Below are 26,284 nucleotides of genomic sequence, written 5' to 3' on the forward strand. Positions count from 1 at the left end.
CTGCCTGCGTCGGATTTCCAGTCGCCGATCCTGCGCAGTCGTCTTCCGGCGCGGCGGGTTCCGTCCGGAGAGGATCTCTTCGCCGCTCTCTTTTGCGGAAAAGCGGCCCAAAGATACGACATCCGTCGCAGAAACGGGGCGATTTTTCGAACAAATGTAAAGAAAGTGTACATTAATTGAAAAAAAGTATTACTTTTGTGGTGCGATCACTGTTAATTCACTAACAATAATATTGTAGCTATGGCTTTTCTGACAAACGAAAAATTGACGATCGTCGGCGCTGCCGGCATGATCGGCTCGAACATGGCGCAGACCGCCCTGATGATGGGTCTGACCTCCAATCTCTGCCTGTACGATGTCTTTTCTCCGGAGGGTGTGGCCGAGGAGATGCGCCAGTGCGGTTTCGACGGCGTGAACATCACGGCGACGACCGACGTGAAGGAGGCTTTCACCGACGCGAAGTATATCATCTCTTCGGGCGGCGCACCGCGCAAGGCCGGCATGACGCGCGAGGATCTGCTCAAAGGCAACTGCGAGATCGCAGAGCAGCTGGGTAAGGACATCAAGACCTATTGCCCCGATGTGAAGCACGTGGTGATTATCTTCAACCCGGCCGACCTGACGGGTCTGGTGACGCTGCTCTACTCCGGTCTGAAACCTTCGCAGGTGACGACGCTCGCGGCGCTCGACTCGACGCGTTTGCAGAGTGCGCTGGCCAAGAAGTTCGGCGTGATGCAGAACCAGATCACGGGTTGCGCCACCTATGGCGGCCACGGCGAGCAGATGGCCGTGTTCGGCAGCGCCGTGAAGGTTGCCGGCAAGCCGCTGAGCGAGATTATCGGTACGGCGGAGTTCCCCGTCGAGGAGTGGAAGCAGATGCAGCAGGACGTGACGAAGGGCGGTGCCAAGATCATCGAGCTGCGCGGCCGTTCGTCGTTCCAGAGCCCGTCCTACCTCTCGGTCGAGATGATCCGTTCGGCCATGGGCGGCGAGGCGTTCCGCTGGCCGGCCGGCACGTTCGTCAACAACGAGAAGTACAAGTGCATCATGATGGCCATGAAGACCACGCTCGACGCTACGGGTTGCCACTTCGAGGTTCCGACGGGTACGGCCGACGAGGTCGCCAGCCTCGACGCCAGCTACGAGCACCTCTGCAAGATGCGCGACGAGCTCGTCACGCTCAATATCGTGCCGCCCGTATCGGAGTGGTCGAAGATCAATCCCAATCTCTGATCGGAGGAGCGGACGGATTTATCCGTAAGGCATTACGGAGTCGGTTCTCTTCGAGAACAAGTGTATTTATTGCATCTCGATCTACAATTTTTGTAGGTCGAGATGTTTTTTATTTTTTTGCAAAGTCTTGGTATACAGTATATTTGTTGTGTTTGTTACAAGGGTTAGATGCTATTAAAGGCATGTATTATTTGATAAAGTTAGTTTAACAGGAGAGTAGTGTTATAATATGAAAGTATAAACTCTCGTTTTTTTATGTATGTGTTTGTGTTTATTGTTGAATAATTCTAAATTAAAAGCAAATGATAAAATATTTAAAATATTATTAAAAATATTTTTGAATTATGTAACAGATTTCCTATATTTGCGAAACGATGTTTATGGCGCCTCTCTTACATCGAAGTAATTTTAAACACAGAAAAATTATGAAAAAAATTCTCTCTCTCGGATCAGTCGTATTTATATTGACTGTTTTCTTTATTGTTTCATGTTCTTCTAATGAAGGTGGTGTAAATGTAGATCGTATCGATTCTCAAGATGCAATATGCGAACAGGTTGGCGTGGATCATAATCAAATGGTTGAATATATATTTGACCGGATTTTGACACAAACGAGTGACAGTAGAAGCATTGTTATACCGGAACCAGATCCAAACGATCCTATTGGCCCTATCAAACCAATTAAGCCAATTCGTTTTGAACTTGAGGCATTAGAAGCAATAAATTGTTTGGCAATTCCGGCAAAAGAAAAAGTTGAAATTAGAAACTATTTGATTAAATCATGTGATTCAGTTCGTATGGGATTAATTGATACTACTAATACTTTCTCGCCATCACTTACTTATCGTTTAAGAGAAGCTGAGATTTGTCAGATGTTTAATGATGATGACTTTGATTTAGTTTCTTTGAATCATCGACTTAACGATATAAGGGTCTCAGTAGAGAAAATGCAAAATAAAACAGAGCGCCAAATATTGTTAATGGGTTTATCTATCGCAGAGAATACATTTCAATATTGGCATGCGAACTTCGATCGAATTTGCGACTCTTTAGGAGTAGTAATACCTCCTCTTGTAACCAAACCTTTTTCGAACTCTTCAGTGTCATTAAATTGTTCTATGACAAGAGGTTGGTTGGGCCTTAATTGGAAACAGGCCGGTACAGAAGATTTCAAAGCAGGAATAGGGGCTGCTATCGGTTATTTTGGGCGTGGCTTTTGGTGTGGAGGACCTTTGGCATGGAAAGCAGGAGCAGCTATTGTGGCAGGTACAGCTGCGGTTGCATCCGTTTCAGATTTAATAACTCAATTAGCACTTGGTTCAGGTTATTCTGTATCTCTTATTAACGAATTTGTAAATTATACTTATAAAGATACTTATGACATAGCTTTTAGTGAGTTCCTTGGAAATAGTTTAGTTGTGTCGAAGCCTTTCGTTTTGGAGATCGAACCGAATTAAATATAATTCTGCTATGGAGAGACCGTACAAAGTCTACGAATTTGCGTTCAATGCGTTGCTTTTTTTCTGGCTGATGACTCTTCTGCCGTCGGAATCTCAGCAGCCCGACGAACGGCTGTCGCTCGTGTGGACGATGGTCTATGCGCTGGCGGCCGCTTTCGCCTTCGGCTTCTTCAACGATGTCGTCGTGGGGCGGTGGTATCCCGAACTGAACGAGGGTGCGCAGGTGTCGCGTCCGCGCGAATCGGTGCGCAAGCCGCTGGCGCTGTTCCTGTATGTTTTCGTCGGCCTCTACTTCTTCTCGGTCCTCGCTTTTCTGAGCCGCGGGGCGGCGGACGAGCCTTTCGCGGCGGGACGGATGAGTGTGGCGGCTCTCGTGGCGGCCGTCCTGCTGACGGCGATCTTCTACGGCATGAAGCGTCTGCTTTGCCGCCGGAGCAGAGGCCGCGAGGCATGATTTCCTGTTAAACGATCGGGGTGCGGATTCGAAATCCGCACCCCGATTCGCAGCGATGCGCTTTCGCGCTATTTCTCCACCCGCTTGATGTCCTTGATGCGCAGCTGCGTCGAGACCGTGCCGCGGTAGTGGTTCTCCACGATCTGATAGCATACGTCCACCGGCCGCCCCGACCGGATCCATTCGAAATGCTCCGGCTGCTGGAAGGCGATGCACTGCAACGTCGTGTTGGGTTTCTGCCGCTGCGTGAGGTCCATGCGCAGGTGTTCGCACTCGGCCCCCACCAGTTTGGCGTCGCCGCGGTTGCTGACGCTGCGCGTGGCGAAGATCGGCGCCGCATTGCCCGGCCCGAAAGGTTCGAACCGTTTCAGCTCGCGGCGGAATGCGGGCGTGATCTCCGAGAAGAGCAGTTCGGCGTCGACGTCCACCTGCGGAACGAGCATCTGCGGATCGATGTTCTCTTCGACGTAGGCGTTGAACCTCCGCGTGAACTCCCCGACGTTCTCCGGCCGCATCGTGAGCCCTGCGGCGTACATGTGCCCGCCGAAGTTTTCCAGCAGGTCGGCGCACGACTCTACGGCCTGATAGAGGTCGAAGCCCGGCACCGAACGGGCCGAACCCGTCGCGAAGCCGTTGCTCTGCGTCAGGACGACCGTCGGCCGGAAGTAGGTCTCGATCAGGCGCGACGCGACGATACCGACGATGCCCTTCATCCACCTGGGATTGTAGATGACCGTGCTCTTGCGGTTTTTCAGTTCGGGGTCGCTCTCGATGATCTCGTGCGCCTCCTGCGTCACGTGGCGGTCGATCGACTTGCGGTCCTGGTTGAAGGCGTCGATGATCGACCCGTAGTCTTCGGCGTCGCTCTCGTTGTTCTCGACGAGCAGGTTCACGGCGGCGTATCCGCCCGACGGCGCGGCGTTTTCGTCGTTTTCGTCCATCCGCATACGGCCGGCGGCGTTGATGCGCGGCCCGATCTTGAAGACGATGTCGTCGATGGTGATCGAGTGCTTGTTCAGTCCGCAGATCTTGATGATCGACAGCAGACCCTTCGACGGCGCGCGGTTGAGCAGTTCGAGCCCGTAATGGGCCAGGATGCGGTTTTCGCCCACCAGCGGCACGATGTCCGAGGCGATGCTCACCACCAGCAGGTCCAGCAGCGGCGCGATCGACGAAAAAGGCATCCCGTTTTTCATCGCATAGGCCTGCACCAGCTTGAATCCTACGCCGCAGCCCGACAACTCGTCGAACGGGTAGGTGCAATCGGTGCGTTTCGGATCGAGAACGGCTACCGCACGGGGAATCTCCTCGGCGGGGAGGTGATGGTCGCAGATGATGAAATCCACGCCCTGAGTCTTCGCATAGGCTACCTTCTCCGTGGCTTTGATGCCGCAGTCGAGGGCGATGATGAGCGTCACCCCCTTGCGGGCGGCGTAATCGATTCCCTTGACGGAGATACCGTACCCTTCGGTGTAGCGGTCCGGTATGTAAAAGAGCAGGTTGCGGTGGCCGATGTGCCGCAGGAACTTGTAGACCAGCGCCACGGCCGTCGTTCCGTCCACGTCGTAGTCGCCGTAGACCATGATCTTCTCCTGGTTGCGGACGGCTGCCTCGACACGCTCCACGGCGCGGTCCATGTCCTTCATCAGGAAGGGGTCGTGGAGGTCCGAGAGCTGCGGATTGAAAAACGAATGTGCCTTCTCTTCGGTGTCTATGCCTCTTTGTACGAGCAGGTTAGCCAACACGGGCGGAATCCGCAGCGCAGAGGCGAGCGCCTCCACGGTCGCGGGGTCGCCTTGCGGTTTGACAACCCATCTTTTTTCTATAGGCATACTGTTTACTTATTATATATTTTAACATCTAATTTCTCGCTTAAAACGGTTACAATCGATTTCTTCACTTCGTCCATCGGCACCGTGCGCCCCGTCTCGCGTTCGATCGAGGTCACGCCCCTGTCGACGAATCCGCAGGGATTGATCAGGCCGAACCACTCCAAGTCGGTCGAGACGTTGAGGGCGAAGCCGTGCATGGTAACAAAACGCGATGCGCGGACGCCTATTGCGCAGATCTTGCGCGGCGCGGCGCCCTCTTCGACGATCCAGACGCCCGAAGCGCCTGCGATGCGGGCGCCCCGGATGCCGTAGCGGCCCACGACCTCGATGACGCTCTCTTCCAGTCGGAAGATGTACTCCCTCAGGCCGATTCCCAGTCTGGCGAGGTCGAGAATCGGGTAGCAGACCGCCTGTCCGGGGCCGTGGAAGGTGATGTCGCCCCCGCGGTCGATGTGGTAGTACTCGGCTCCTTTGGCCCGCAGGAACTCCTCTCCCACGAGCAGGTTCTGCGCCTTGCCGCTCTTGCCGAGCGTGTAGACCGGCGGATGTTCGACCGTCAGGAGCCAGCCCGCCTCGTCCGAGGCATCGCCCCTGCGCGCCGTGAGGACGTCGAACAGCCGCTGCTGGTACTCCCAGCAGTCGCGGTAGGGCATACGCCCCAGGTCGATCGTCCGAACAGTCAACATACGAGTCAAGTTAAAAATTAAAAACGGCGAATCAGAAACGGACCGGAACCTCCTCCCCGTTCGGGAATTCGGGCGGCGGCTAATGCCTCGTCTCTGATTTCTCATTTTTAATTGCTGCGAGCGCTTCCTGGGCCCGATACGACGAACGCACCATCGGTGCGCTCGCGCAGTAATCGAATCCCATGGCGAGCGCCTGCTGCCGGTACGCTTCGAATTTCTCAGGAGTGATGTATTCCGCAACGGGATAGTGCTCCAATGTAGGTCGAAGATACTGGCCGAGGGTGACGATCCGCACTCCTGCCCGGCGCAGGTCGCGCAGCGTTTGCAACACCTCGTCATCGCTTTCGCCGAGGCCGAGCATCAGGCCGCTTTTGGTCGCGGCGCCGCGTCGTGCGAGCAGCTCCAGCGTGCGGAGCGAGGTCGCGTAACGGGCGCGCGAACGCACCTGCGGGGTGAGTCGCTCGACGGTTTCGATGTTGTGCCCGATAATATCGGGCTTCGCCGCCGCCACCGTGTCCAACAGCTCGGGGCGGGCGTCGAAATCTGGAATAAGGAGCTCGATCGTTGCGTCGTGATTCTCTCGACGGATGGCTTCGACGGCGGCAGCCCAGTGGCGGGCGCCTCCGTCGGGCAGATCATCACGTGTAACGGATGTTACGACAACGTGCCGAAGACCCATCAGCTTCACGCTGCGGGCCAGTTGCCCGGGCTCTGCATCGTCGGGCGGAAGCGGACGTCCCGTGCGCGTGGCGCAGAAACGGCAGCTCCGTGTGCAGACATCGCCCAGAATCATGAAGGTAGCTGTCCGGCGACTCCAGCATTCGGCTTTGTTGGGGCACATCCCGCTGCTGCAAATCGTGTGCAGGGCATGTTCCCGAACGATCCGGTCCACCTCGGCGAATTGCGTCGTGCGGTGGAGGCGAATTTTCAGCCAGCCGGGTTTTTTCGCTACGTCTACCTTGTTGTCATACAACTTCGGCATTTAAGTTCATTATTTTCCAATTGATGCAAATATACGAAAAAAAACAATACGGTCAACTTCGCACCATAAAAAACCCTTCGTTACGTTCTTTTTGGAAACGCGCAGCAGGAGATGCCGCAGCTGGTTCGTACCTTTGGCTGACGCCTTGGGTACTTCGTCTCGGCAAAAAGCAAATAAATTTGCATTGCGCTCGGCTTAATCGTATCTTTGGCTGATGCCGAAGATACTCCCGCTCGGCAATGTTCAAATAAATTTGACATTGCTCTCGCTTATTCGTATCTTTGCAGGATAAAACGCCTTGTGCGCGGGAGTGATTGAGAAGAGATGCTTGAAAAGCTGGCCAAACAGACCGCCGTTTACGGTATCAGCACCATTGCGGTGCGTTTTCTGAGCTACCTGCTCACGCCCGTCTTCACGCGGGTGTTCGAGCCGGAGGCTTACGGCATCGTTACCGACGTCTATGCGTTGATTCCGTTCGCGCTGGTGGTGCTCACCATGGGGCTCGAATCGGCTTATTTCCGTTTTGCGGCCAAGGCCGACGCCGCAGCCGCGGCTGCGGGCGGCACGGAGGGCGAGATCGCCGCACGGGCGCGGGCGGGCAAACGGCGCCTGTTCGCCACCGCGTGGGGCGTGACGCTGCTCGCGGCCTCGCTCTTTTTCCTGCTGACGGCCTTCGGCCGCGAGCGCGTGGCGGAGTGGATGGGCGAAGCCTACGTGGCGCATCCGGAGTACGTGCTGCTCGTGGCCGCCGTCGTCTGGTTCGACGTGGCGGCGTGCCTGCCCTTCTCGCGTTTGCGCGAACAGGGCAGGGCGATGACTTTCGTGGGGATCAAGGCGCTCGGCGTGGTGGTCAACGTCGCGCTGGCCATCGGGTTCGCACTGGCCGGACTCTACGGTACGCCCTTCGGCGTCGGGTGGGTTTTCGTGGCCAACCTCATCGCCAGCGCGGTGACGTTCAATGTCATCCTGCTGACGACCGACCGCACGGTGCCGCGCATCGACCGCCGGTTGCTGGCCGCGGTGCTGGTCTATTCGCTGCCGCTGCTCGTCAGCGGCGTAGCCGGTACGGCCAACGAGTTCATCGACCGGCAGATGATCAAGTACCTCGTCCCTGCGGGGGCGATGGCGCAGTTGGGGGTTTACGGCGCCATTACCAAGATCGCGGTGGTGATGATGCTCTTCACGCAGATGTACCGCCTGGCGGCCGAACCCTTTTTTCTGGCCGACTACCGCAAGAGCGACTTCGTGGCGATGAACGCCGCGGCGATGAAATACTACGTGATGGCCTCGATGTTCATCTTTCTGGGCATCGCCCTCTTCAAGGATCTCTTCTCCCTGATCGTGGGGGCTGATTTCCGCGAGGGGATCTTCATCCTGCCGGTGGTGCTGGGGGCCAATGTCCTGAGCGGCGTGTGGCTGAACCTCTCGTTCTGGTACAAGCGCGAGGAGCGGACGCAGCTGGCCGTGTGGGTCACCTTCACGGGGTTGTTCTTCACCGTCGTGATGAACGTGGCGCTCGTTCCGGCGCTGGGTTACGTGGGCGCGGCGTGGGCGCGGCTCGCGAGCGAAGCGGCGATGGTCGGGGTGAGCTACTGGCTCAACCGGCGCTATTACCCCACGCCCTACGACCTGCGCCGTATCGGCGAGTATGTCGCGCTGGGGTTGGGCGTTTTCTTCGCCAGTGCGGTTTTCGCGCGTTGGCTCCCCGTGCGCGGCGCGGAATATGCGGTGAACGGCGTGTTGTTCGGTCTGTTCGGCCTGTTCGCCGTGCGGCGCGAGCATATCGACGTGGGGCGGCTGTTGCGATCGGTCGTGAAACGATGAATTGAGAAAAAGATGGAAACCAAGAATAAGTTGTTGATTCTGTCGCTGAGTTTCGCTATTTTCATCGTGGGCGTCCGGGCGCTTTACAGCGAGCCGGGCGTCGTGCGCAACGGCGTGTTGGCCGCCTCGGTCATGGGGTTGGTCGCGATCGCCGTCGTGCAGACGGTGCGGGCGGTGAAGCGGAATAAAAAACGTTGACGCAAGATGCAGTTTCGGGATATTATCGGTCAGGAGGAGCTCAAACGGCGACTGGTTGCGAGCGTCGCGGCGGGGCGCGTGAGCCATGCGCAGCTCTTTACGGGGGCGGCGGGTGCGGGCACGCTGCCGCTGGCGGTGGCTTACGCCCAGTACCTCAATTGCCGGCACCGCGCCGACGGCGATTCGTGCGGCGTCTGTCCCGACTGCCGGCAGATCGCAGCCCTCGCGCATCCCGACCTGCATCTGGTCTTTCCGGTCAACAAGCAGGGCAAGAAGTCGGGCGAAGTGATTACGTCGGATGCCTTCCTGCCGCTGTTCCGCACGGTATTCGCCCGCTCGAACGGCTATTTCTCGCCGCAGGAGTGGTACGACGCGCTCGACCTGGGCAAGACGCTGCGCGGCGCGATTTCGGCCCGCGAGGCCGACGAGATCATCCGCAAGCTTTCGTTCAAGAGTTTCGAGGCGGAATACAAGGTGATGCTCGTCTGGCTGCCGGAGACGATGAACGAGGAGGCTGCCAACAAGATCCTCAAAATTTTGGAGGAGCCGTGGGAGAAGACCGTTTTCCTGCTGGTGAGCGAGGCTCCCGACCGGCTGTTGCAGACGATCCTGTCGCGCACGCAGGAGGTGGCCGTTCCGCGCATTTCGACCGAGGTGTTGGAGGCGGTGGCGGCGCGGCACGGCCAGAGCGATCCAGCGCGGCTGCACAACCTCGCGCGGCTGGCCGGAGGCGATTATCTGACGTTGCAACGGCTGCTGGCGGGCGAGGACGACGAACTGACGCGCGACTGTTTCGGACTGTTCTGCTCGCTCATGCGGCTGAGCTACAACGACAAACACCTCGAACTGGTGTCGTGGGCCGAGGAGGTGGCGCATCTCTCGCGCGAACAGCAGCGGGTGTTCCTGCGCCACGCGGCGCGTCTGCTGCGCGAGAGCTACATGCTCCACGCCGGATTGGCCGACATCAGCTACCTGTGGGGCGCCGAAGCCGATTTTTGCGGGAAGTTCGCCCCCTTTATCGGCAACGAGAACGTGGAGTTCCTGCTCGACGAGATCGAACGGGCGATGCGTCAGATCACGCAGAACGGCAATCCGACGATCGTCTTTACGCACTTCGCGCTGAGCGTCAGCAAACAGATTCGACGAAAATAGGGAGGAGATTATGGCACGTGTGGTACTTTTGACGGGAGGCAACGTCGGCGACGTGAAGGAGCGTCTGCGCACGGCACAGCGGTTGGTCAACGCCCGCATCGGAGCCGTGCTGCGCTGTTCGCATTGCTACGGGAGCGCCCCGTGGGGCTTCGAGGCCGAACAGCCGTTCGTCAATCAGGTGTTGGTGGCCGACACCGATCTCGCGCCGCACGAGGTGCTCGCCGAGGTGCACCGCATCGAGCGGGAGCTGGGGCGCAACCGTGCTGCCGAGGCGGTCGAACGGGCCGCTACGGGGCAGCGTTACGTCTCGCGGCCGATCGATATCGACATCCTGCTCTACGACGACGAGGTGATCTCCACGCCCGAACTGACGATCCCGCATCCGGGTATCGCCGAGCGCGAGTTCGTCCTCACGCCGCTGTGCGAAGTACTGCGCCAGCGGCCTCATCCCGTGCTGGGGCTTACGATGGGCGAACTGCGCGATAACCTGTTAGGAAAGACGAAATGAAACGGACGATACTATATGCCGCCGCCGCGCTGCTGCTGGGCGGTTGTTTCAAGAGCGTGGGTTACGATACCGACGTGATCCTCAAAAGTTGGGTGCAGACGGAGTCGGCCGCCGAGCTGAAACCGGCGCAGGGGGTGGTCGCCTATGCCTTCGAGGCCGACACCGTGACGTGGACGGTCGCCTCCTACGAGGATGCGTTGAACGGCGTCCTTACGCGCAAGGGAACCGACGAGGCGGGCGTTTCGCCCGTGCAAGGTACGGCCTACCGCGTCGACTCGGTCGACATGGATCTGCTGCTGATGCGGGTGGGCAGTACGCCCGTCGTGGTCGTGGCGGTCGATACCGAGAACCGGCTCTACGGTTATCGGCAGCAGGATTTGGGCGAGAATCTGCCGCAGCTCTTCACGTCGGTCATCTTCCGCCCGTGGAAACAGATGAAAAAATATGTCGACGGCACGTGGCGGATGTTCAACGACTTCTATGTCGAGGAGCCCGACAATCCCGGCGGCGAGACCGGCGGCGAAACTGGTGGCGAGACTGGCGGTGAGACCGGTGGTGAAACGGGCGGCGATTCGTCCGGTTCGCAGGGGTCGGGCGTCGATAATCGGAATATACGGCGATGAGAACAAGCGATAAGGACAAACGACGGGGCTTCGTCCCGCTGCTGGGGCGCGCGGCGCTCGCAGTCTTCTTCTGTACGGCGTTTCTGTGGCGCTGCGCCACGATCATGACGCCCACGGGTGGCCCGAAGGATACGCTGCCCCCCGTCATCACGCTGATGACGCCCGACAACTTCACGACCAATTTCAAGGATCGCAAGATCTATATCGAGTTCGACGAGTTCGTTCAGATCAAGGATCAGCAGAAGGAGTTCTTCACCTCGCCGCAGATGAAGAAGAAACCCACCATCACCCTGCGCGGGCGGGGAATCTCCGTTCAGTTGCGCGATACGCTGAGGGAGAATACCACCTATGCGCTCAATTTCGGCAGCGCGATCTGCGACAACAACGAGGGCAACCCCCTCTACTCGATGCGTTACGTCTTTTCGACCGGACCCGAGATCGACTCGATGGTGCTGTCGGGCTATACGGTCGACGCCTACAAGGCCGACAGCGTAAGCAAGAGCTTCATCTACTTTTACATCGCCGACTCGGTTCCCGAACCCAAAGAGTACGATTCGACGCTGTTCAACTACAAGCCGCAGGTCATCGCCCGCGCCGAGACCAACGGCATTTTCCTGGCGCAGAACCTCAAACCGGTTCCCTACCGCGTCTACGCCTTCCAGGATACCAACGACAACCAGATGTACGAACCGTCGATCGACAAGGTGGGTTTTCTGGACAGTCTGATCAACCCCGCGCTGATGCCCGACTTTTCGGTCTGGTACGACTCGCTGCGCCATTACGTCACGGCCGATCCGCAGGTCTTCATGCGGATGTTCACCGACGTGGCCTTCAAACGGCAGACGCTCCAGCAGTCGGAACGTCCCGCACGGCACAAGGCCATGCTCTATTTCGGCGCTGCGCATCCCGAAGTCACCGGCCTGCGGTTCGACAGCATCCCCGCCGAGTGGGTCATCTGGGATCCCCAGACCGTGGGGCGCGATACGGTGGCTCTGTGGTTCGACGTGCCCTCGGCCTCGCTTCCCGATACGATCAAGGGCGAGATCACCTATTTCAAACACGATACGGTCAACAGGTTGCAGGAGGTGACCGAACCGCTGAAACTCGCATGGCGGTATATCGAGAGCAAGTCGGAGGAGAAGGAGCGCGAAAAGCTCGAACGCGAGCGCAAACGCGCTGAAGCGGCCGGCGAGGAGTGGGAGGAGCCGGAAAAGCCCAACCCCTTCAAGGTCAACCTCTCGACCACGGGCGACGTGAATCCGCTCGACAACCTCAAATTGGAGTTCGACTATCCGCTGCGCAAACTCGATTCCGCGGCCGTGCAGCTCACCTATACCACCGAGCAGCAGCCCGAACCGCGTCCTGCCGAGGTGCGGTTCGAACGCGATACGGCCAACATGCGTGTCTGGCGGCTGAAATCCGACTGGCAGTTGGGCGGCAAGTACGAGCTGCTCGTGCCGCCGGGTGCTTTCGAGAATATCGCCAACGAACAGAACGACTCGCTGCGCGGTACCTATACGGTGGCCGACCCCGAGAAATTCGCCACGATCAGGCTGCACGTCGAGGGCAAGGCTCCCGATGCGAAGTATGTCGTGCAGCTGCTCAACGGGTCGAACGGCCTGTTGCAGGAGCGGCGCGACGTCACGACGGGCGACCTGCGGTTCGACTATGTACCGGCGGGCGAAATCCGGCTGCGCGTCATCGAGGATCTCAACGGCAACGGGCGTTGGGATTCGGGCAACCTGGTCGAACGGCGGCAGCCCGAGCGGGCCGAGATGTATGTCAACGCCGACGGCGAGTCGACCTTCGCCACGAAGGAGAACTGGGAGGTCGAACTCGATATCGACATGAACGAACTGTTCGCCCCCATTACGATGGAGTCGCTGATCGAACAGCTCGAACAGCAGGAGATGCAGCGGCTGTCGAAATACCTCGACGAGCAGCAGCAGAACCGCAAGAACCGCAAGGACGACCAGCAGGGGCAGTCTTCGTCGGGCATGGGCTTCGGCGGCGCGATGGGCGGTCTGGGTAGCATGGGCGGATCCGGCGGCATGGGCGGTGCGTTGGGAGGATTCGGCAACTCGTTCTAAATGTGTACGATGAAAACGATGAAGTTCATAACTCTTTGTGCGTCCGTGTTGCTCGCGGCCTCCGCGGCCCGTGCGCAGCACACGGTCGGCGTCTTCGGCGGTTTCGGGACGGGTACGGCCCGCTTCTACCCTGCACAGGAGACGAAATCCGTCGGCGGGCGCTTCTCCGGCGGTTTCTCGTGGCGCTATTATTCGGCCACGCGCTTCGTGGGGTGCGTCGGTGTCGATCTGGAATTCTTGCAGCGAGGGTTCGCCTATGCGCCCTTCGCCTCGACCACCGAGAACGAAGCCGATTACGTCTACTATACGCGCAAGCTCAACTCGTTCGTGGTGCCGCTCGTGTGGCAGCCCCACTTCTATCTGGCGCGGCGTCACCTGCGCGTCTATCTGGAAGCGGCGCTGACCTTCTCCTATAATTTCGATTCGAGTTACGTCAACGACGTCGCCCGCGAGAACGGCGTCGAACCGTGGCGCGGCAAGTACGAATTCAAGACCGCACGCGACAACCGCTGGGGGTACGGCCTGGCGGGCGGCGCGGGGCTCGCGGTGTTGATCGGGCGCTTCGAGGTGAGCGCCGGCGCACGCTACTATTTCGGCTATTCCGACATCCTGCGCAATCGCAACAAATATTACGACAATGCGGTCGACGGCGCCGAGAACCCCTTCTGGTATACGCCCCAGCGTTCGCCGATGGACAACCTGATGGTGCGTATCGGCGTAGCCTACCGCTTCGCCCCCGAATTCAAGTCGTGGACCGTGAAGCGGCAGAAACGGGAGAAGATGAAGGCGGGATTCGATTTCGGAGAAAAACCACAGAAATAGATACTTATGACAGAGAACCTATCGATGCGGCAACAGAAGATTGCCCGACAGATACAGCGCGATATGGCCGACATCTTCTCGAAGGAGGCCGCTTCGTTTCTGCAAGGGGCGATGGTCACGGTCACGGCCGTGCGCGTCTCGCCCGATTTCGGTTATGCGAAGATCTACGTCAGCGTCTTCCCCTTCGACCGCAGCACGGCGGTGATGGCCGTACTCGACAAGCAGAACTGGCTGCTGCGCCGCAGTCTGGGACAGCGCGTCCACAACCAGTTGAAGACCGTCCCCGAGATTCAGTTCTTTCTGGACGACTCGTTGGAGTATATCGACAATATCGACCAGTTGCTCCGCGAGGAGAAGTAACGCGGCTACGGGATGCTCGCCGGCTGGTTCGCACGACGTTACTTCTTTTCGAAGAAGTCCCACTCGGTGATCAATCTGATCGCCGGCGTGAGCGTCGTGTCCGTGGCCGTTCCGGTGGCGGCGATGATCGTCCTGCTGTCGGTTTTCAACGGCTTCGAGCAACTGGTGCGGTCGATGAATTCGCATTTCGACGCCGATCTGACGCTCACGCCCCGCGAGGGGCAGACGTTCGGGATCGAATCGCTCGATACGGCCGCGCTGCGGCGGCTTCCCGGCGTGGAGGCGGTGTCGCTGGCGCTCGAACAGAGCGCGCTCATGGAGTACCGCGGCCGTCAGGCGATGGTGACGGTGCGGGGCGTCGCCGACGGTTACGATCGGGTGGTTCCCGTGGCCGAGTGCATTACGGCGGGCGACTACGCCGTCCGGCTGGGCGATCTCGACCGGCTCGTCGTCGGCCGCGGCGTGGCCTACGAACTCGGACTACGCTCGCTGGGCGAGTCCGATGGCGTGCTCTACGCCCTGCGCCGCACCGGATTCTCGTCGCTGCTGCCCGTCGAGGGCTACACGCGTCGGCAGGCGGAGGTGGCGGGGGTCTTCGCGGCCGACGCCCAGACCGACGGCCGCTACCTCTTCACCTCGCTCAGGCTGGCGCAGGAGCTCTTCTCCTATCCCGATCGGGCGTCGGCGGCCGTGGTCCGCGTGGCCCGCGGCGCACGTCCGGCGGAGGTGAAGCGGCGCGTGGCGGAGGCGGCGGGCGGGGCGTTCGAGGTGCGCACGCGCGACGAGCTGAACGCTTCGTTCTACACGATCATGCAGTACGAGAAGTGGGGCATCTTCCTCATTTCGCTGCTGGTGCTCGTCATCGCGTCGTTCTCGATCGTGGGGACGGTGGTGATGCTCGTGCTGGACAAGCGGCCGGAGTTCGTCGCATTGGGCGCCATGGGGGCCGATACGCGGTTCGTCCGCCGCATCTTCTTCTTCGAAGGGGGGCTGATCGGCGCGCTGGGTGCCGGTGCGGGCGTCGTGCTGGGCGTGGGGCTGTGCCTCGTGCAGCAGCATTTCGGCGTGATCGAAATTCCGGCCGACAGCTTTCTGGTCAAGAGCTACCCCGTCTTGCTGCGCGGGGGCGACGTGGCGGCCGTCGTGGCGGCTTTCGCGGTCGTGGTGGGGGCGATGACGGCCGTGACGGTGCGGCGCGCGGTTAGTGCGGACGACATGGCCGCCGGCCGCACGGCGCAATGACAAGGTCCTGTTTCGGCCGTGCCGAAGCGGGAAAACGACTGTTGAAAACGAACGGGATATGAAACGATTTATATATATATTGGTATCGGGCCTGCTGCTGGCTTGTTCGGGATACAAGATCATCCCCGACGAGCAGCTCGCGCTCATCTTTCACGACGCATTCCTCTCGAATGCCTACATGCAGCATCGGGGGATGCGGCCCGATTCGCTGAATCTCTACGAGCCGATCTTCGCCAAGTACGGCTATACGACGGCCGACGTGCAGTATACGATCGGCAACTTCTCCAAGCGCAAGAGCGCCCGCCTGAGCGATGTGGTCGAGCAGGCGATCAAACTGCTCGAAACCGAGGCGGAGCATCTCGACCGCGAGGTGTCGATTCTGGATACGATCGACAACGTCGCGCGCCGCACGTTCCGCCGCACGCTCTACGCCGACTCGCTCGTCCGCGTCACGCGGCTGCGCGACACGGCGCGGCTCCGTTTCGTCTTCGACAGCATCCGTCCGGGCGACTATACGATCGCGTTCGACTATCTGATCGATTCGCTCGACGAGAATACGCAGCTGCGTGCCAGCGTCTGGTTCGAGCGGGCCGACGACCGTCGGGTCAATGTGTCGCCGACCTATCTGACACGCCGCCGTGCGGCGGAGTACCGCCGCGAGATGAAGGCCGACACTTCGATGCGGCGGCTGGTGCTCGATCTCTACGAGATCCGCAGTCCGAAACCCAAGCGACCGCACATGACCGTCCGCAATCTGCGGGTGGTCTATACCCCCGATGCCGCCGAGGCGGTCGACAGCCTCTTCCTGCGTCAGTTGAACATCAAGATTTTTGCCGATGATTTCTGTAACCCCCTCCCCGCGCCGGATCGCGTCGCACTACCTGCTGACTCGCTCGGGACTGCGGCCCCGGCCGCTGCTGACGCTCGCTGACGACGGTACGGTCGTCGGCGTCGATACGTGGCGCGATCCCGACCGACAGGCTGGCGTGGAGTTCTACTCCGGCATCCTGCTGCCGGGGATGGTCAACGCCCACTGTCATTTGGAATTGTCCTGCCTGCGCGGTGCGATTCCCGCGGGCGGCGGGTTCGCCGCGTTCGCGCGGGGTATGGGCGCGCAGCGCGGACGGTTCGACGAGGAGCAGCGGCGGCGGGCGATCGAGGCGGCCGACGCCCGCATGTGGCGCGAGGGCGTGGCGGCCGTGGGCGACGTGGCCAATGGCGAGAGTACGTTCGCTGTGAAGGCGCGCAGCGCGATCCGCTACCGCACGTTCGCCGAACTTTTCGGCTTGCAGTCCGTGTCGACGGCCCCTGTCGACGGGCTGCTGCGCCATGCCGCCACGTCGCTCACGCCGCATTCGACCTATTCCGTCCCCGATGCGCTTTTCCGCAGAATTTGCAGCGGGGGCGACGCTCCGCTGTCGATCCATTTCATGGAGTCGCCGGCCGAGGAGGCGCTCTACCGCGGCGAAGGGGAGCTGGCGGCATGGTATGCCGAGCGGGGCTGGCGGTGCGATTTCCTGCATTACGGCTCGCCGGTCGAACGGCTCGTCGGGAGCGTCCCGCCCACTCGCAGCGTGCTGCTCGTCCACAATTGCTGCGTGACGCAGCGGACGATCGACCGCGTGACGGCGCACTTCACGGCACCCGTGTGGTGGTGCCTCTGCCCGGGCTCGAACCGGTATATCTCGGGATTGCGCCCGCCGGTGGAGCTGCTGCGGGCGAACGGGTTGAATATCTGTGTGGGAACCGATTCGCTGGCTTCGAACGGCGCGTTGTCGCTCGTCGACGAACTGCGTCTGCTGGGCGATGGGGTTCCGCTGGCCGAACGCCTGCTGTGGGTGACGGCGGGCGGTGCGGCGGCGTTGGGTTTCGGCGATGAACTGGGGGAGATCGCGCCGGGGCGGCGTCCGGGCGTTGTGGTGCTCGAAGGGATCGATTTTTCCGCGATGCGGCTGCTTCCCGAATCCCGGACGACGCGGTTGGCGTGAGCGGGCGGAGAGGTTGCGATTTTTTTTAAATCGCCCGCCCGGAATTACGATCTGAAATCCGACGGCCTCGATTCCGTTTTTTTAAGATGCCGTTTCCGGCATCGTTTCTTATGATTTGTCGCATGAACGGGGATTGAAAAAAGAATCTTGTGGCCGGGAAATAAGATATTCTGTGAAAAAATGATTATATTTGCCGGACTGGACACCTTGTGTACGGAATGAATTTGTAATATTTTATAGTGTAGTTTATGAAGAAATTTGGACTTTTCATCTCAATTGCGTTGTTGACGGCCTTCGTCGGCTGCGACAGCGACGATGTGGAAGATCCGGTCGTTCCGGCGGTATCCAAACCCGTCGTAGCCGTCAGCGAGAACACCCCGACGTCGTTCGGAGTCGAGTGGGACGCTGTCGACGAGGCCGCCGGATATCAGTATGTGGTGACCGAAAGCGACGCTGCGGGAAACACGTCGGAGTTTTGTCCCGAAACCCAGACCGACAAGACGTCGCTGCGTTTCGACGATGCGGCCGCAGGTGCGAAATATACGGTCAAGGTGAAGGCGCTCGCAGCTGCCGACTCGCAGCTGGCCGATTCGGAATATGCCGAAATCTTCGTCGAGACGCCGGCCGAGGGACTTTCGTCGCAGACGTTCGCCTTCACGGTCGACGACCCCGTGGGGTACGACTCCGCGACGGTGAAGGTCGAGCCGTCGATCGCCGACGAGACCTATTTCTTCGCCGTGGTGAAGAGTTCGCTGCTGCTGGACAAGAACAGCAACGCCATTATCGAAATGCTCAAAAAGGATATCGAACCGGAGTCGCTGGTCAAGGGCGAACAGACGATCGAGACGAAATGGCTCGATCCCGAAACCGCCTATGTGGCCGTAGCGTTCGGTTACGATGCGGACAGGGGTGCTTCGACGTCGGTGCTGAGCCGTTCGGAGAAGTTCTCGACCGCCGTCGATCCCCGCATGTCGATCGATGTTTCGGTCATGAATGCGGGCGATGAGGCGATTTCGGCCAAGTGCGTCCCCTCCGGTTCGGGTTCCTATTTCGTGACGGCGGTCAAGTCGGCCGACGTGGCTGGGATGAGCGACCGCGAGATTCTGGACGCGCAGCTGGCTGCGCTCAATGCCGAGATCGACAAGTCGGGCTGGGATGCCGTCGCTGCCGCACAGTTCCGCAGCGGTACGAGCAACTACAACGCATCGGGTCTGAGCATCGGTACCGAGTACAGCGTCGTGGCGTTCGGCGTCCAGAAATCGGCGGCAGGCAAGGCCGAAGAGACCACGCGCCTGTTCAAGGCGAATACGAAGACTACTTCGCCGGAAGCGAAAGTGCAGCTTACCTATGTGATTGACGACGGTGATAAATATGTGTATGTCGATCCCGATTTCGCAGGTAAGGCCGTAATGTTATTCGATCTGGTTCCCAATGAAGCTACTGCGAAATGGGCAGTAGGCTTGTTCTATGAAACTGTTCTCGAAATGCCGGAAGCGGATATTATCGCTTTTATGCTGGGTGACCCTGCAAATTTGTATACCGATGCGTTGACAGATCGCGTTGTGCCTTTGGAGTGGGGTGAAGTACTTTACGTGACGACCATCGGAGTGAATGCCGCTGGTGTGACGGGGCCGCTTTCGATGACGCGTGTCGAAGCGGTCATGGATGGCAATCAGGGGGGCGATGAACCGACGCCGCCGACGACCGAGCGCAGCAATGCATCGGTGGGTTTGTCGAACAGTTTATTCAATGACGAAGGAAATCCTGCTGCACAAATTACCTTTTCTCCGAATTCGGATTGTGCGAGTTTCCGCTTCATGATCGGGTATGGACCCGGTTTGGTGGAGGAAGCCGGCGAAGAGGCGATGATCGCGGCATTCGGAGACGAATCGTTGAATATGAGTACCAATCCGGAGGGATTATGGTATGACAGCAGTGTTTTGCAAGGTAGCAATGGGGCCGTGTTTACCTTTGTAAAAGATGCTTTGGGGGCGACGGTCTGCAACTATGCTTTGGCCTATGATGCTGAGGGCGTACCTGGAAAAATCTCTGTGGATACGATGCAGTTCCCTGCTTCGCTCGATGATCTTCCCACATCGCCGAGTTCCGCTCCTACCAGTTCAATGATGTTCCATACTCGTTATCGGCATCTTGCTGCTATCGAATTGATAGATCGTACCTCTCGGCTCAAAGTCTCTAATCTTAAATAGCAGAGCCTTTTTCCATCCGGCGATTTCGTGGCCGGTATTCGGCCCTGTCGTCGCGCGGAAAACCGAATCGAATTTTACTGATACTGGAGACGTCCGGAATATCCGGACGTCTTTCGTTTCTTTCGAAGGACGAAAAAAGTGGCAAGTTTTGGTATTCTCGTTGGAAATTCGCCTTGGAAACCGTATTTTTATCAAATCAACACAATCTAACTAATTCTCACCATGTCTAATAAGGAGAATCTTTTATTACGCATCAAGGCGGTGCAGGCGCTGGATCAATTGTATTACCAGAAAGGCGAGCACCTCTATTCGCATCGTCGCGTCTGGCGGAATCACGCCCGTCGGATCTTCGGTATCAACTATACGACTTACGCCAGTTATCTTCGCCGCGACGTCTCGCATCTGCCCGATCAGCCGGAGGTGGCCGAGACGGTTCGCCGTCTGGATGAAATCCTCAATAAGTAGAATTCGGCGGGGCGAAACGGGTGAAGCGTATCCGGCGGATGCGTCGTGACGCGATATGCCGGTTCGCCCCGTACGTTTTCCGGTCGTGCGTCCCGTGAGGTTTTCGGCCGCCGGCCGGTTTCGGAATCCGTGCCTTGCCGGTCTCCGTTCGGATATCGTCGCTGAAAAAGAGAGCGGAACTCCCCGTTATCGGGAGAGTTCCGCTCTCTTTCGGCACTGTCCGCCGCGCGTTAACGCAGCTCCATCTCCTTCAACAAGTATTCCGCTCCTCCGATGCGGTCGATCGTGAAGAGCACGTAATGGATGTCGACGGCGATATTGCGGCAGATCGCGGGGTCGAATTGCAGGTCGCTCATCGTCGAACGCCACGTGCGGTCGAAATTGATGCCCACCAGTTCGCCGTCGGCGTTGACGACCGGCGAACCGGAGTTGCCGCCCGTGGTGTGGTTCGTCGCCAGGAAGCAGACGGGGACGGTCACGCCGCCGTCGGCCGTCGGGATGCTCCAGCGTCCGTAATCCTTCGCGGCGTGGCAGGCGCGCAGCCGCTGGGGGATGTCGTAGTCGTAGACCGTCGGGTCGTCCTTGGCGATGATGCCGTCGAGCGTCGTCAGCGGACGGTGGTAGACGGCATCGGCATACCAGTAGCCCGCCACCTGCCCGTAGGCCACGCGCAGCGTGAGGTTGGCGTCGGGGTAGAAGGGGCGTTCGCGGTCGAATTCGCGCAGCGCCTTCATGTAGGGGCGGTACCAACGTTCGACGACGGGCAGATTGCTCAGGTTGCGGGGGATGCGTCCGCGGTCGAAGATGCCGACCAGATGCAGCACCGGTTCGCGTTGCAGCGCGGCGCGCAGTGCCGCCGTGTCGCGCAGCAGCGGTTCGACGGCATCGAACCGCACGATCGCCGAGGCGTCGAACAGGCGGGCGGCATACCCTTCGACGCCTTTGCAGCGCGTCGTTTCGGCCGTGTAGGCCTCCGGCAGCGGCCGGGGATAGTACTGTTCCAGCCCGCGCAGCATCTCGACGGCCACGCGGCGGTCGATCGCGGGATCGTAGTCGCGATAGAGTTTGGCGATCCGCTCGGCGAGCGCCTCCGAAGGTTTGGCGGCGTATTGCTTCAATGCGGCGGCCAGCGTCGCCAGCTCGATCCCCTTCACGCTCTCGTTGCACAGCTCTTGGAGGTAATAGCCTTCGGTCGCGCTGCGGTAGGCCGCGCGGAGCGAGTCGAGCAGATACGCGTATTCGGGGCGGTCGGCCGCCCAGCGGGCGAATGCGGCTTCGTAGGCCTTCTTCTGCGCCACCGTGCCGAGCCGTTGCAGCCCCAGCAGCTCGCCCTGCCATTTTTTCCATGCGTTGGCGATCGAAGCGTGTTTGGCGGCGTAGCGGATGCGGGTCGCCGCGTCGGCCTCCTGCGCCGCCGAGATGATTTCCAGCCGTCGTGTGCGCAGGTCGATCTTCATCGGGTCCGACCGTTCGACGACATAGGCCACGGCGTCGGCCGTGACGTACTGCTGGGTGTTGCCCGGAAAACCGTAGATCATCGTGAAGTCGCCCTCGCGGATTCCCTTCGTCGAGACGGGGAAGTAGCGCGCAGGGCGGTAGGGTACGTTTTCGCGGCTGAATTTCGCCGGTCGGTTCTCGCGGTCGGCATAGATGCGGAAGAGCGAGAAGTCGCCCGTATGGCGCGGCCACATCCAGTTGTCGGTATCGCCGCCGAACTTGCCGATCGACGAGGGAGGCGCCCCGACCAGCCGCACGTCGTCGAACTGCTCGTAGACGAAGAGGAACTGTTGGTTGCCGTAATACATCTGCTCGATCGCCGTGCGGTAACGTCCCTTTTCGGCGGCCTCCTCGCAGATCTTTTCGGCGGTTTCGCCCGCCGCCAGGCGGTCGGTCACCTCTTCCATGCGCACCAGCCGCCGCACCCACAGCCCCTCGTTGGGCAGCTCTTCCGAGCGGTCGCGCGCCCAGAATCCGTGGGTCAGGTAGTCGTGTTCGACGGTCGAATGGCCCTGTATGGCGCCGTAACCGCAGTGGTGGTTGGTCACGAGCAATCCTTCGGGCGAGATCAGCTCGCCCGTGCAGCCGCCGTTGAAGAGCACGACGGCGTCCTTCATCGACGCTTCGTTGACGGAGTAGATGTCTTCGGCCGTGAGGCGGAATCCCTTGGCGCGCATGTCGTCGATCCGTTCGCCGATCAGGCTCGGCAGCCACATCCCCTCGTCGGCGCGGGCCTTCGGGGCGGCGATTGCCGTCAACGCCGTCAGCAGGATCGCCGCTGCGATTCGCGGCATACGACAGGGGCGCTTCCGGCGGGAGGTGGGGTTGAGAGGTCTTTTCATGATTATACGATCGTTTGATTTTTGTCGGTTTGCGGCAGGGCGGATGGCCGCAGCATCAGCCGGCCTGCTGGGAGAGGAACCGGTCGAGCTCGACGTAGAGCCGCTGGACGGGCAGTCCCATGACGTTGTAGAACGAACCGTTGATGCTTTCGATGGCCACGTAGCCGATCCACTCCTGGATGCCGTAGCCGCCCGCCTTGTCGAAGGGGCGGAAGCGGTCGACGTAGTAGGCGATCTCCTCGTCCGCGAGCGCGCGGAAGCGCACGGCGGTGGTGACGGCGAAGCTGTAACGCCGCTGTACGGTGCGCAGCGTCACGCCCGTGGTGACGAAATGCTCGGCGCCCGACAGGCGGTGCAGCATCCCGACGGCCTCGTCGCGGTCGTGCGGCTTGCCGAGAATCCCGCCGGCGGCCACGACCACCGTGTCGGCCGTCAGGAGGATGTCGTTCGCGGCGAGCGGTTCGGGATAGGCGTCGCTTTTGAGTTGCGACAGGAAGAGCGGCACGTCGTGCGGCGGCAGTCCCGCGGGGTAGCGTTCTTCGACTTCGTAGCGGTCGATGAGCGTGTAGTCGAGTCCGCAGTCGCGCAGCAACTGCTGCCGCCGCGGCGAGTGCGAGGCCAGCAGCAGCCGGTAGGGGCGTAGTTTTTCTTGGAGGATCATGGGATCAGCGTATTTCGAAATTCAACAGTTCGCGTCCTTCGAGCGTGGCGCGCAGCACGTCTCCCCGTTCGACGGGGCCTGCGCCCGCCGGCGTGCCGGTGAAAAACAGGTCGCCCGTGCGGTAGGTGATGTAGCGCGAGACGTGGCTCAGCAGTTCGTCCACCCCGAAGATCATGTCGCCCGTATACCCTCGTTGCCGTACCTCGCCGTTGATTTCGAGCGTGAAGTGCAGCTGCCGGATGTCGCCCAGCTCGGCGACGGGGACGAACTGCGGCGCCACGGCGGCCGAGTAGTCGAATCCTTTGGCACGCTCCCACGGCCATCCGTTGGCGATCGCCTCGCGTTGGAGGTCGCGCGCCGTGAAGTCGATGCCCAGTCCGACTTCGGCGTAGAGACGGTGGGCGAAGCGTGGCGCGATGTGGCGCGCCAGTCGGTCGATGCGCACGACCAGTTCGCATTCGTAGTGCACCTCCTGCGTGAAGTCGGGGATGTAGAAGGGGTCGTTGTTGCGCAGCAGGGCCGTGTCGGGTTTCAGGAAGAAGAGCGGCTCCGCGGGCAGCGGCCCGCCGTCGAATTCGGCGATGTGGTCGCGGTAGTTGCGGCCGATGCAGATGATCTTCATGATTTCCGTTTTTTGCATAGCTCGACCGCCGCGGTGAGGCCGATCGCGCCGATGAAGAGGAGGAGTATTCCCAGCACCGTGATCGTCTGCGGTTCGACGCCCGCGCGAAGCAGCAGCCAGCTGCCGCCTCCGATCACCACCGCCAGCAGCAGCAATCCGCCGGCCCCGATGCGGCGCACGGCGCGCCAGTTCAGTTCGGGGTTCTCTTCGGGGTTGCCGCTGAGCGTCGAGATCGACTGCGGCCGCAGCCAGAGGATGACGGCGCATATGGCCAGAATAGCCGCGATGACGAGTGATTCGGTCATGGGTTCAGGGTTTCGGGTGTTATTTTCTGCGTTTGCGGCGTTCGATGACCGTGATGATGGCAGCGGCGCCCGCGACGAGAATCCCGATCCGCACCGAGGCGAGGGTCGGCGGCGTAATCCCCGCGTGGAGAAGCAGCCACGTCGTCAGGGTGATGCCGATGGCCAGCACCGCCATGCCGACGGCCGCCGTACGGAGAATCGTGGGGCGCAACCGCCCCTGCTCCGCTCCCTTTCCGGCAGACTCTTTGCCGCCCGTGCGGCCGTTGCGGCGGGGCTTTGCGGCGTTGGCCGCGTCGAGGCGTGCGGCCCGCAGCGAGGCGAGCAGCGCGAAGGCGCCGAGAATGATGGCGATGATGAGTGTCTCTTTCATGGATCGTTCTGTTTTATGCTTTGCGGTCGCCGTTCGTCGCTCCCTTGCGGAGTTCGGCGACCATGTCGCGGGCGAAGCGGTCGCTGGCACCCGGCCCGCCCATGACGGCGTGCAGTTCGTCGTAGTCGCCGAGCATCCGCTCGCGTTCGGAGCCGCCCGGCAGGATCGCGCCGAGGGCCCGCTGGGCCTCCGTCGGATCGGCCGACGACTGCACCAGCTCGCGCACCGCCTCACGGCCGAGGTTGAGGTTCACCAGCGAGATGAAGGGCACTTTCAGCACGTAGGGCCGCAACCATACCTGCCACCATACGGTGCGGTAGACGACCACTTCGGGGATGCGCATCAGCGCCGTTTCCAGTGTGGCCGTACCCGAAGTGACCACCGCCGCGACGGAGTTGCGGAGCGTTTCGTAGGTCTGGTCGACGACCATGCGCACGTCGGTTCCCGCAAGATGGCTGTCGTAGAGCCCGCGGTCGAGCCACGAGACGCCCGTCACCACGAACTGATAGTGCGGAAAACGGGGCGCCAGCGCGCACATCAGCGGCAGGTTGGCTTCGATTTCGCCGCGGCGGCTGCCCGCCACGAGCGCCACCACGGGTCGTTCGTCCAGTCCGTTCGCACGGCCGAACTCCTCGCGCGAGGGGAGCGTCGCCGACCGAGCCGCGATGGCGTCGAGCAGCGGATTCCCCTCGAATACGGGCGTGATGCCGTGGCGGGGGAAGTAGTTGCGTTCGAAGGGGAAGATGATGTAGAGCCGGTCGACGTACCGGCGGATCGCCTTCACGCGCCATTCGCGCCACGCCCACACTTTCGGGGCGATGTAGTAGAAGGTGCGGATGCCGTGCTCCTTGGCGAAGCGCGCCATCTTCATGTTGAAGCCCGGGTAGTCGACGAGGATCAGCACGTCGGGGGCGTAGCGCAGCACATCTTCGCGGCACTCGCGCAGCTGCCGCGAGATGGTTCCCAGGTTGCGCAGCACGCCCACGATGCCGAAGAACGACGTTTCGCGGTAGTCGCGCACCCGATTCTCCGCTCCGCCGACTTCGGCCATGCGGTCGCCGCCCCAGAAACGGAAGCGGGCCGCGGGATCGCTTTTGAGCAATCCCCGCATGAGGTTCGATCCGTGCAGGTCGCCCGACGCTTCGCCGGCGATGAGGTAGTACTTCATGGCATGTCAGTTTTTATCGTCCAGCAGGTCGGGGCGCAGCCGTCGGGTGCGCTCCCACGACTGTTCGTCCTGCCATGCCTCGATCTCGGCGAAGTTGCCCGACAGCAGCACGTCGGGGACGCGCCAGCCGCGGAATTCGGCCGGCCGCGTGTAGACGGGCGGCGCCAGCAGGTTGTCCTGGAAGCAGTCCGTGAGCGCCGACGACTCGTCGCCGATGGCGCCCGGCAGCAGCCGTACCACCGAGTCGGCGATCACGCAGGCAGCCAGTTCGCCGCCCGTGAGCACGTAGTCGCCGATCGAGATTTCGCGCGTAATGAGGTGTTCGCGGATGCGGTGGTCGATCCCCTTGTAGTGGCCGCACAGCACGATGATGTTTTCGAGCGTTGACAGGCGGTTGGCCTCGTGCTGGTCGTAGCGCACGCCGTCGGGCGAGGTGTAGACGATCTCGTCGTAGCGGCGTTCGGCTTGGAGTTTCTCCACCAGTTCGAAGACCGGTTCGGGCTTCATCACCATGCCCGCTTCGCCGCCGAAGGGGTAGTCGTCGGTGGTTTTCCGTTTGTCGTGGGCGTAGTCGTGGAGATTGTGGACGACGATCTCCACCAACCCCTTCTCCTGCGCCCGTTTGAGAATCGATTCGTTGAGCGGCGAGCGGAGCAGTTCGGGGACTACGGTCAGTATGTCGATACGCAT

General features: G+C 60.5%; 26 protein-coding genes. 16 read left to right on the plus strand and 10 right to left on the minus strand.

Annotated elements, in window-relative coordinates:
- Window positions 1-240 precede the first annotated feature (240 nt).
- The 3 genes from FMF02_RS06710 to FMF02_RS06720 all read left to right on the plus strand — a co-directional run bounded on the left by FMF02_RS06710 (window position 241) and on the right by FMF02_RS06720 (window position 3,147).
- Window positions 241-1,233, plus strand: a complete 993-nt coding sequence (locus tag FMF02_RS06710; protein ID WP_026074920.1) for a malate dehydrogenase — start codon at window positions 241-243, stop codon at window positions 1,231-1,233.
- A 425-nt stretch (window positions 1,234-1,658) separates the two neighbouring features.
- Complete coding sequence (locus tag FMF02_RS06715) at window positions 1,659-2,690, plus strand: hypothetical protein (protein WP_141412582.1); 1,032 nt, start codon at window positions 1,659-1,661, stop codon at window positions 2,688-2,690.
- A gap of 13 nt (window positions 2,691-2,703) precedes the next feature.
- Complete coding sequence (locus tag FMF02_RS06720) at window positions 2,704-3,147, plus strand: hypothetical protein (RefSeq protein WP_141412583.1); 444 nt, start codon at window positions 2,704-2,706, stop codon at window positions 3,145-3,147.
- A 68-nt stretch (window positions 3,148-3,215) separates the two neighbouring features.
- Here the strand turns inward: FMF02_RS06720 and recJ are convergent, their stop codons facing one another.
- From recJ to lipA, 3 genes are all read right to left on the minus strand, one after another.
- Window positions 3,216-4,979 carry a single-stranded-DNA-specific exonuclease RecJ gene (recJ, locus tag FMF02_RS06725; protein ID WP_026074919.1) on the minus strand — a complete coding sequence of 588 codons (1,764 nt, stop codon included), beginning with the start codon at window positions 4,977-4,979 and terminating at the stop codon, window positions 3,216-3,218.
- A gap of 5 nt (window positions 4,980-4,984) precedes the next feature.
- A complete protein-coding gene (lipB, locus tag FMF02_RS06730) occupies window positions 4,985-5,665 on the minus strand; it encodes a lipoyl(octanoyl) transferase LipB (protein ID WP_141412584.1) in 681 nt (226 codons plus the stop codon).
- 79 nt (window positions 5,666-5,744) lie between these two features.
- On the minus strand, window positions 5,745-6,647 hold the full coding sequence (lipA, locus tag FMF02_RS06735; protein WP_141412585.1) for a lipoyl synthase: 903 nt from the start codon (window positions 6,645-6,647) through the stop codon (window positions 5,745-5,747).
- Window positions 6,648-6,971: 324 nt separating this feature from the next.
- Here lipA and FMF02_RS06740 point away from each other — a divergent pair, with 324 nt between their 5' ends.
- From FMF02_RS06740 to FMF02_RS06800, 13 genes are all read left to right on the plus strand, one after another.
- Window positions 6,972-8,471: a lipopolysaccharide biosynthesis protein gene (locus FMF02_RS06740; protein WP_141412586.1), complete on the plus strand. Its 1,500-nt coding sequence runs from the start codon at window positions 6,972-6,974 to the stop codon at window positions 8,469-8,471.
- Between the two features lie 12 nt (window positions 8,472-8,483).
- A complete protein-coding gene (locus FMF02_RS06745) occupies window positions 8,484-8,669 on the plus strand; it encodes a hypothetical protein (RefSeq protein ID WP_141412587.1) in 186 nt (61 codons plus the stop codon).
- Between the two features lie 6 nt (window positions 8,670-8,675).
- Window positions 8,676-9,821: a DNA polymerase III subunit gene (locus FMF02_RS06750; RefSeq protein WP_141412588.1), complete on the plus strand. Its 1,146-nt coding sequence runs from the start codon at window positions 8,676-8,678 to the stop codon at window positions 9,819-9,821.
- 10 nt (window positions 9,822-9,831) lie between these two features.
- Window positions 9,832-10,329: a 2-amino-4-hydroxy-6-hydroxymethyldihydropteridine diphosphokinase gene (gene folK, locus FMF02_RS06755; RefSeq protein WP_141412589.1), complete on the plus strand. Its 498-nt coding sequence runs from the start codon at window positions 9,832-9,834 to the stop codon at window positions 10,327-10,329.
- Complete coding sequence (locus FMF02_RS06760; RefSeq protein ID WP_019130539.1) at window positions 10,326-10,952, plus strand: hypothetical protein; 627 nt, start codon at window positions 10,326-10,328, stop codon at window positions 10,950-10,952. The genes folK and FMF02_RS06760 overlap by 4 nt, the downstream gene beginning before the upstream one ends.
- Window positions 10,949-13,042 (plus strand): Ig-like domain-containing domain, encoded by a 2,094-nt coding sequence (locus FMF02_RS06765; RefSeq protein WP_141412590.1) that lies wholly within the window; start codon window positions 10,949-10,951, stop codon window positions 13,040-13,042. Before FMF02_RS06760 ends, FMF02_RS06765 begins: the two co-directional genes overlap by 4 nt.
- A 9-nt stretch (window positions 13,043-13,051) precedes the next feature.
- Window positions 13,052-13,864, plus strand: a complete 813-nt coding sequence (locus FMF02_RS06770; protein ID WP_051014427.1) for an outer membrane beta-barrel protein — start codon at window positions 13,052-13,054, stop codon at window positions 13,862-13,864.
- Window positions 13,865-13,870: 6 nt separating this feature from the next.
- Window positions 13,871-14,224: a 30S ribosome-binding factor RbfA gene (gene rbfA / locus FMF02_RS06775; protein ID WP_034779709.1), complete on the plus strand. Its 354-nt coding sequence runs from the start codon at window positions 13,871-13,873 to the stop codon at window positions 14,222-14,224.
- Window positions 14,225-14,236: 12 nt separating this feature from the next.
- Window positions 14,237-15,466 carry an ABC transporter permease gene (locus FMF02_RS06780; protein WP_141412591.1) on the plus strand — a complete coding sequence of 410 codons (1,230 nt, stop codon included), beginning with the start codon at window positions 14,237-14,239 and terminating at the stop codon, window positions 15,464-15,466.
- Window positions 15,467-15,524: 58 nt separating this feature from the next.
- Window positions 15,525-16,397, plus strand: coding sequence for a DUF4296 domain-containing protein (locus FMF02_RS06785; RefSeq protein WP_141412592.1), 873 nt, complete (start codon window positions 15,525-15,527; stop codon window positions 16,395-16,397).
- Entirely contained in the window at window positions 16,303-17,454 is a 1,152-nt protein-coding gene (locus FMF02_RS06790; protein ID WP_019130533.1) for an amidohydrolase family protein, read from the plus strand. Before FMF02_RS06785 ends, FMF02_RS06790 begins: the two co-directional genes overlap by 95 nt.
- A gap of 248 nt (window positions 17,455-17,702) precedes the next feature.
- Complete coding sequence (locus tag FMF02_RS06795; RefSeq protein ID WP_141412593.1) at window positions 17,703-19,664, plus strand: fibronectin type III domain-containing protein; 1,962 nt, start codon at window positions 17,703-17,705, stop codon at window positions 19,662-19,664.
- 222 nt (window positions 19,665-19,886) lie between these two features.
- A complete protein-coding gene (locus FMF02_RS06800) occupies window positions 19,887-20,129 on the plus strand; it encodes a hypothetical protein (RefSeq protein ID WP_034780179.1) in 243 nt (80 codons plus the stop codon).
- 230 nt (window positions 20,130-20,359) lie between these two features.
- Here FMF02_RS06800 and FMF02_RS06805 read toward each other — a convergent pair whose 3' ends face one another.
- The 7 genes from FMF02_RS06805 to trmD all read right to left on the minus strand — a co-directional run bounded on the left by FMF02_RS06805 (window position 20,360) and on the right by trmD (window position 26,284).
- Window positions 20,360-22,420, minus strand: a complete 2,061-nt coding sequence (locus tag FMF02_RS06805; protein ID WP_141413595.1) for a S46 family peptidase — start codon at window positions 22,418-22,420, stop codon at window positions 20,360-20,362.
- Between the two features lie 103 nt (window positions 22,421-22,523).
- Window positions 22,524-23,129: a Maf family nucleotide pyrophosphatase gene (locus FMF02_RS06810; protein WP_019130529.1), complete on the minus strand. Its 606-nt coding sequence runs from the start codon at window positions 23,127-23,129 to the stop codon at window positions 22,524-22,526.
- 4 nt (window positions 23,130-23,133) lie between these two features.
- Window positions 23,134-23,751 (minus strand): fumarylacetoacetate hydrolase family protein, encoded by a 618-nt coding sequence (locus FMF02_RS06815; protein ID WP_019130528.1) that lies wholly within the window; start codon window positions 23,749-23,751, stop codon window positions 23,134-23,136.
- Window positions 23,748-24,056 carry a hypothetical protein gene (locus FMF02_RS06820; RefSeq protein WP_019130527.1) on the minus strand — a complete coding sequence of 103 codons (309 nt, stop codon included), beginning with the start codon at window positions 24,054-24,056 and terminating at the stop codon, window positions 23,748-23,750. Before FMF02_RS06820 ends, FMF02_RS06815 begins: the two co-directional genes overlap by 4 nt.
- 19 nt (window positions 24,057-24,075) lie before the next feature.
- Entirely contained in the window at window positions 24,076-24,426 is a 351-nt protein-coding gene (locus FMF02_RS06825; RefSeq protein ID WP_141412594.1) for a hypothetical protein, read from the minus strand.
- A gap of 13 nt (window positions 24,427-24,439) precedes the next feature.
- On the minus strand, window positions 24,440-25,594 hold the full coding sequence (gene lpxB, locus FMF02_RS06830) for a lipid-A-disaccharide synthase (protein WP_141412595.1): 1,155 nt from the start codon (window positions 25,592-25,594) through the stop codon (window positions 24,440-24,442).
- A 6-nt stretch (window positions 25,595-25,600) separates the two neighbouring features.
- Entirely contained in the window at window positions 25,601-26,284 is a 684-nt protein-coding gene (trmD, locus tag FMF02_RS06835) for a tRNA (guanosine(37)-N1)-methyltransferase TrmD (protein ID WP_019130524.1), read from the minus strand.

The organism is Alistipes communis (assembly GCF_006542665.1).
In the GTDB taxonomy this organism is placed as follows: domain Bacteria; phylum Bacteroidota; class Bacteroidia; order Bacteroidales; family Rikenellaceae; genus Alistipes; species Alistipes communis.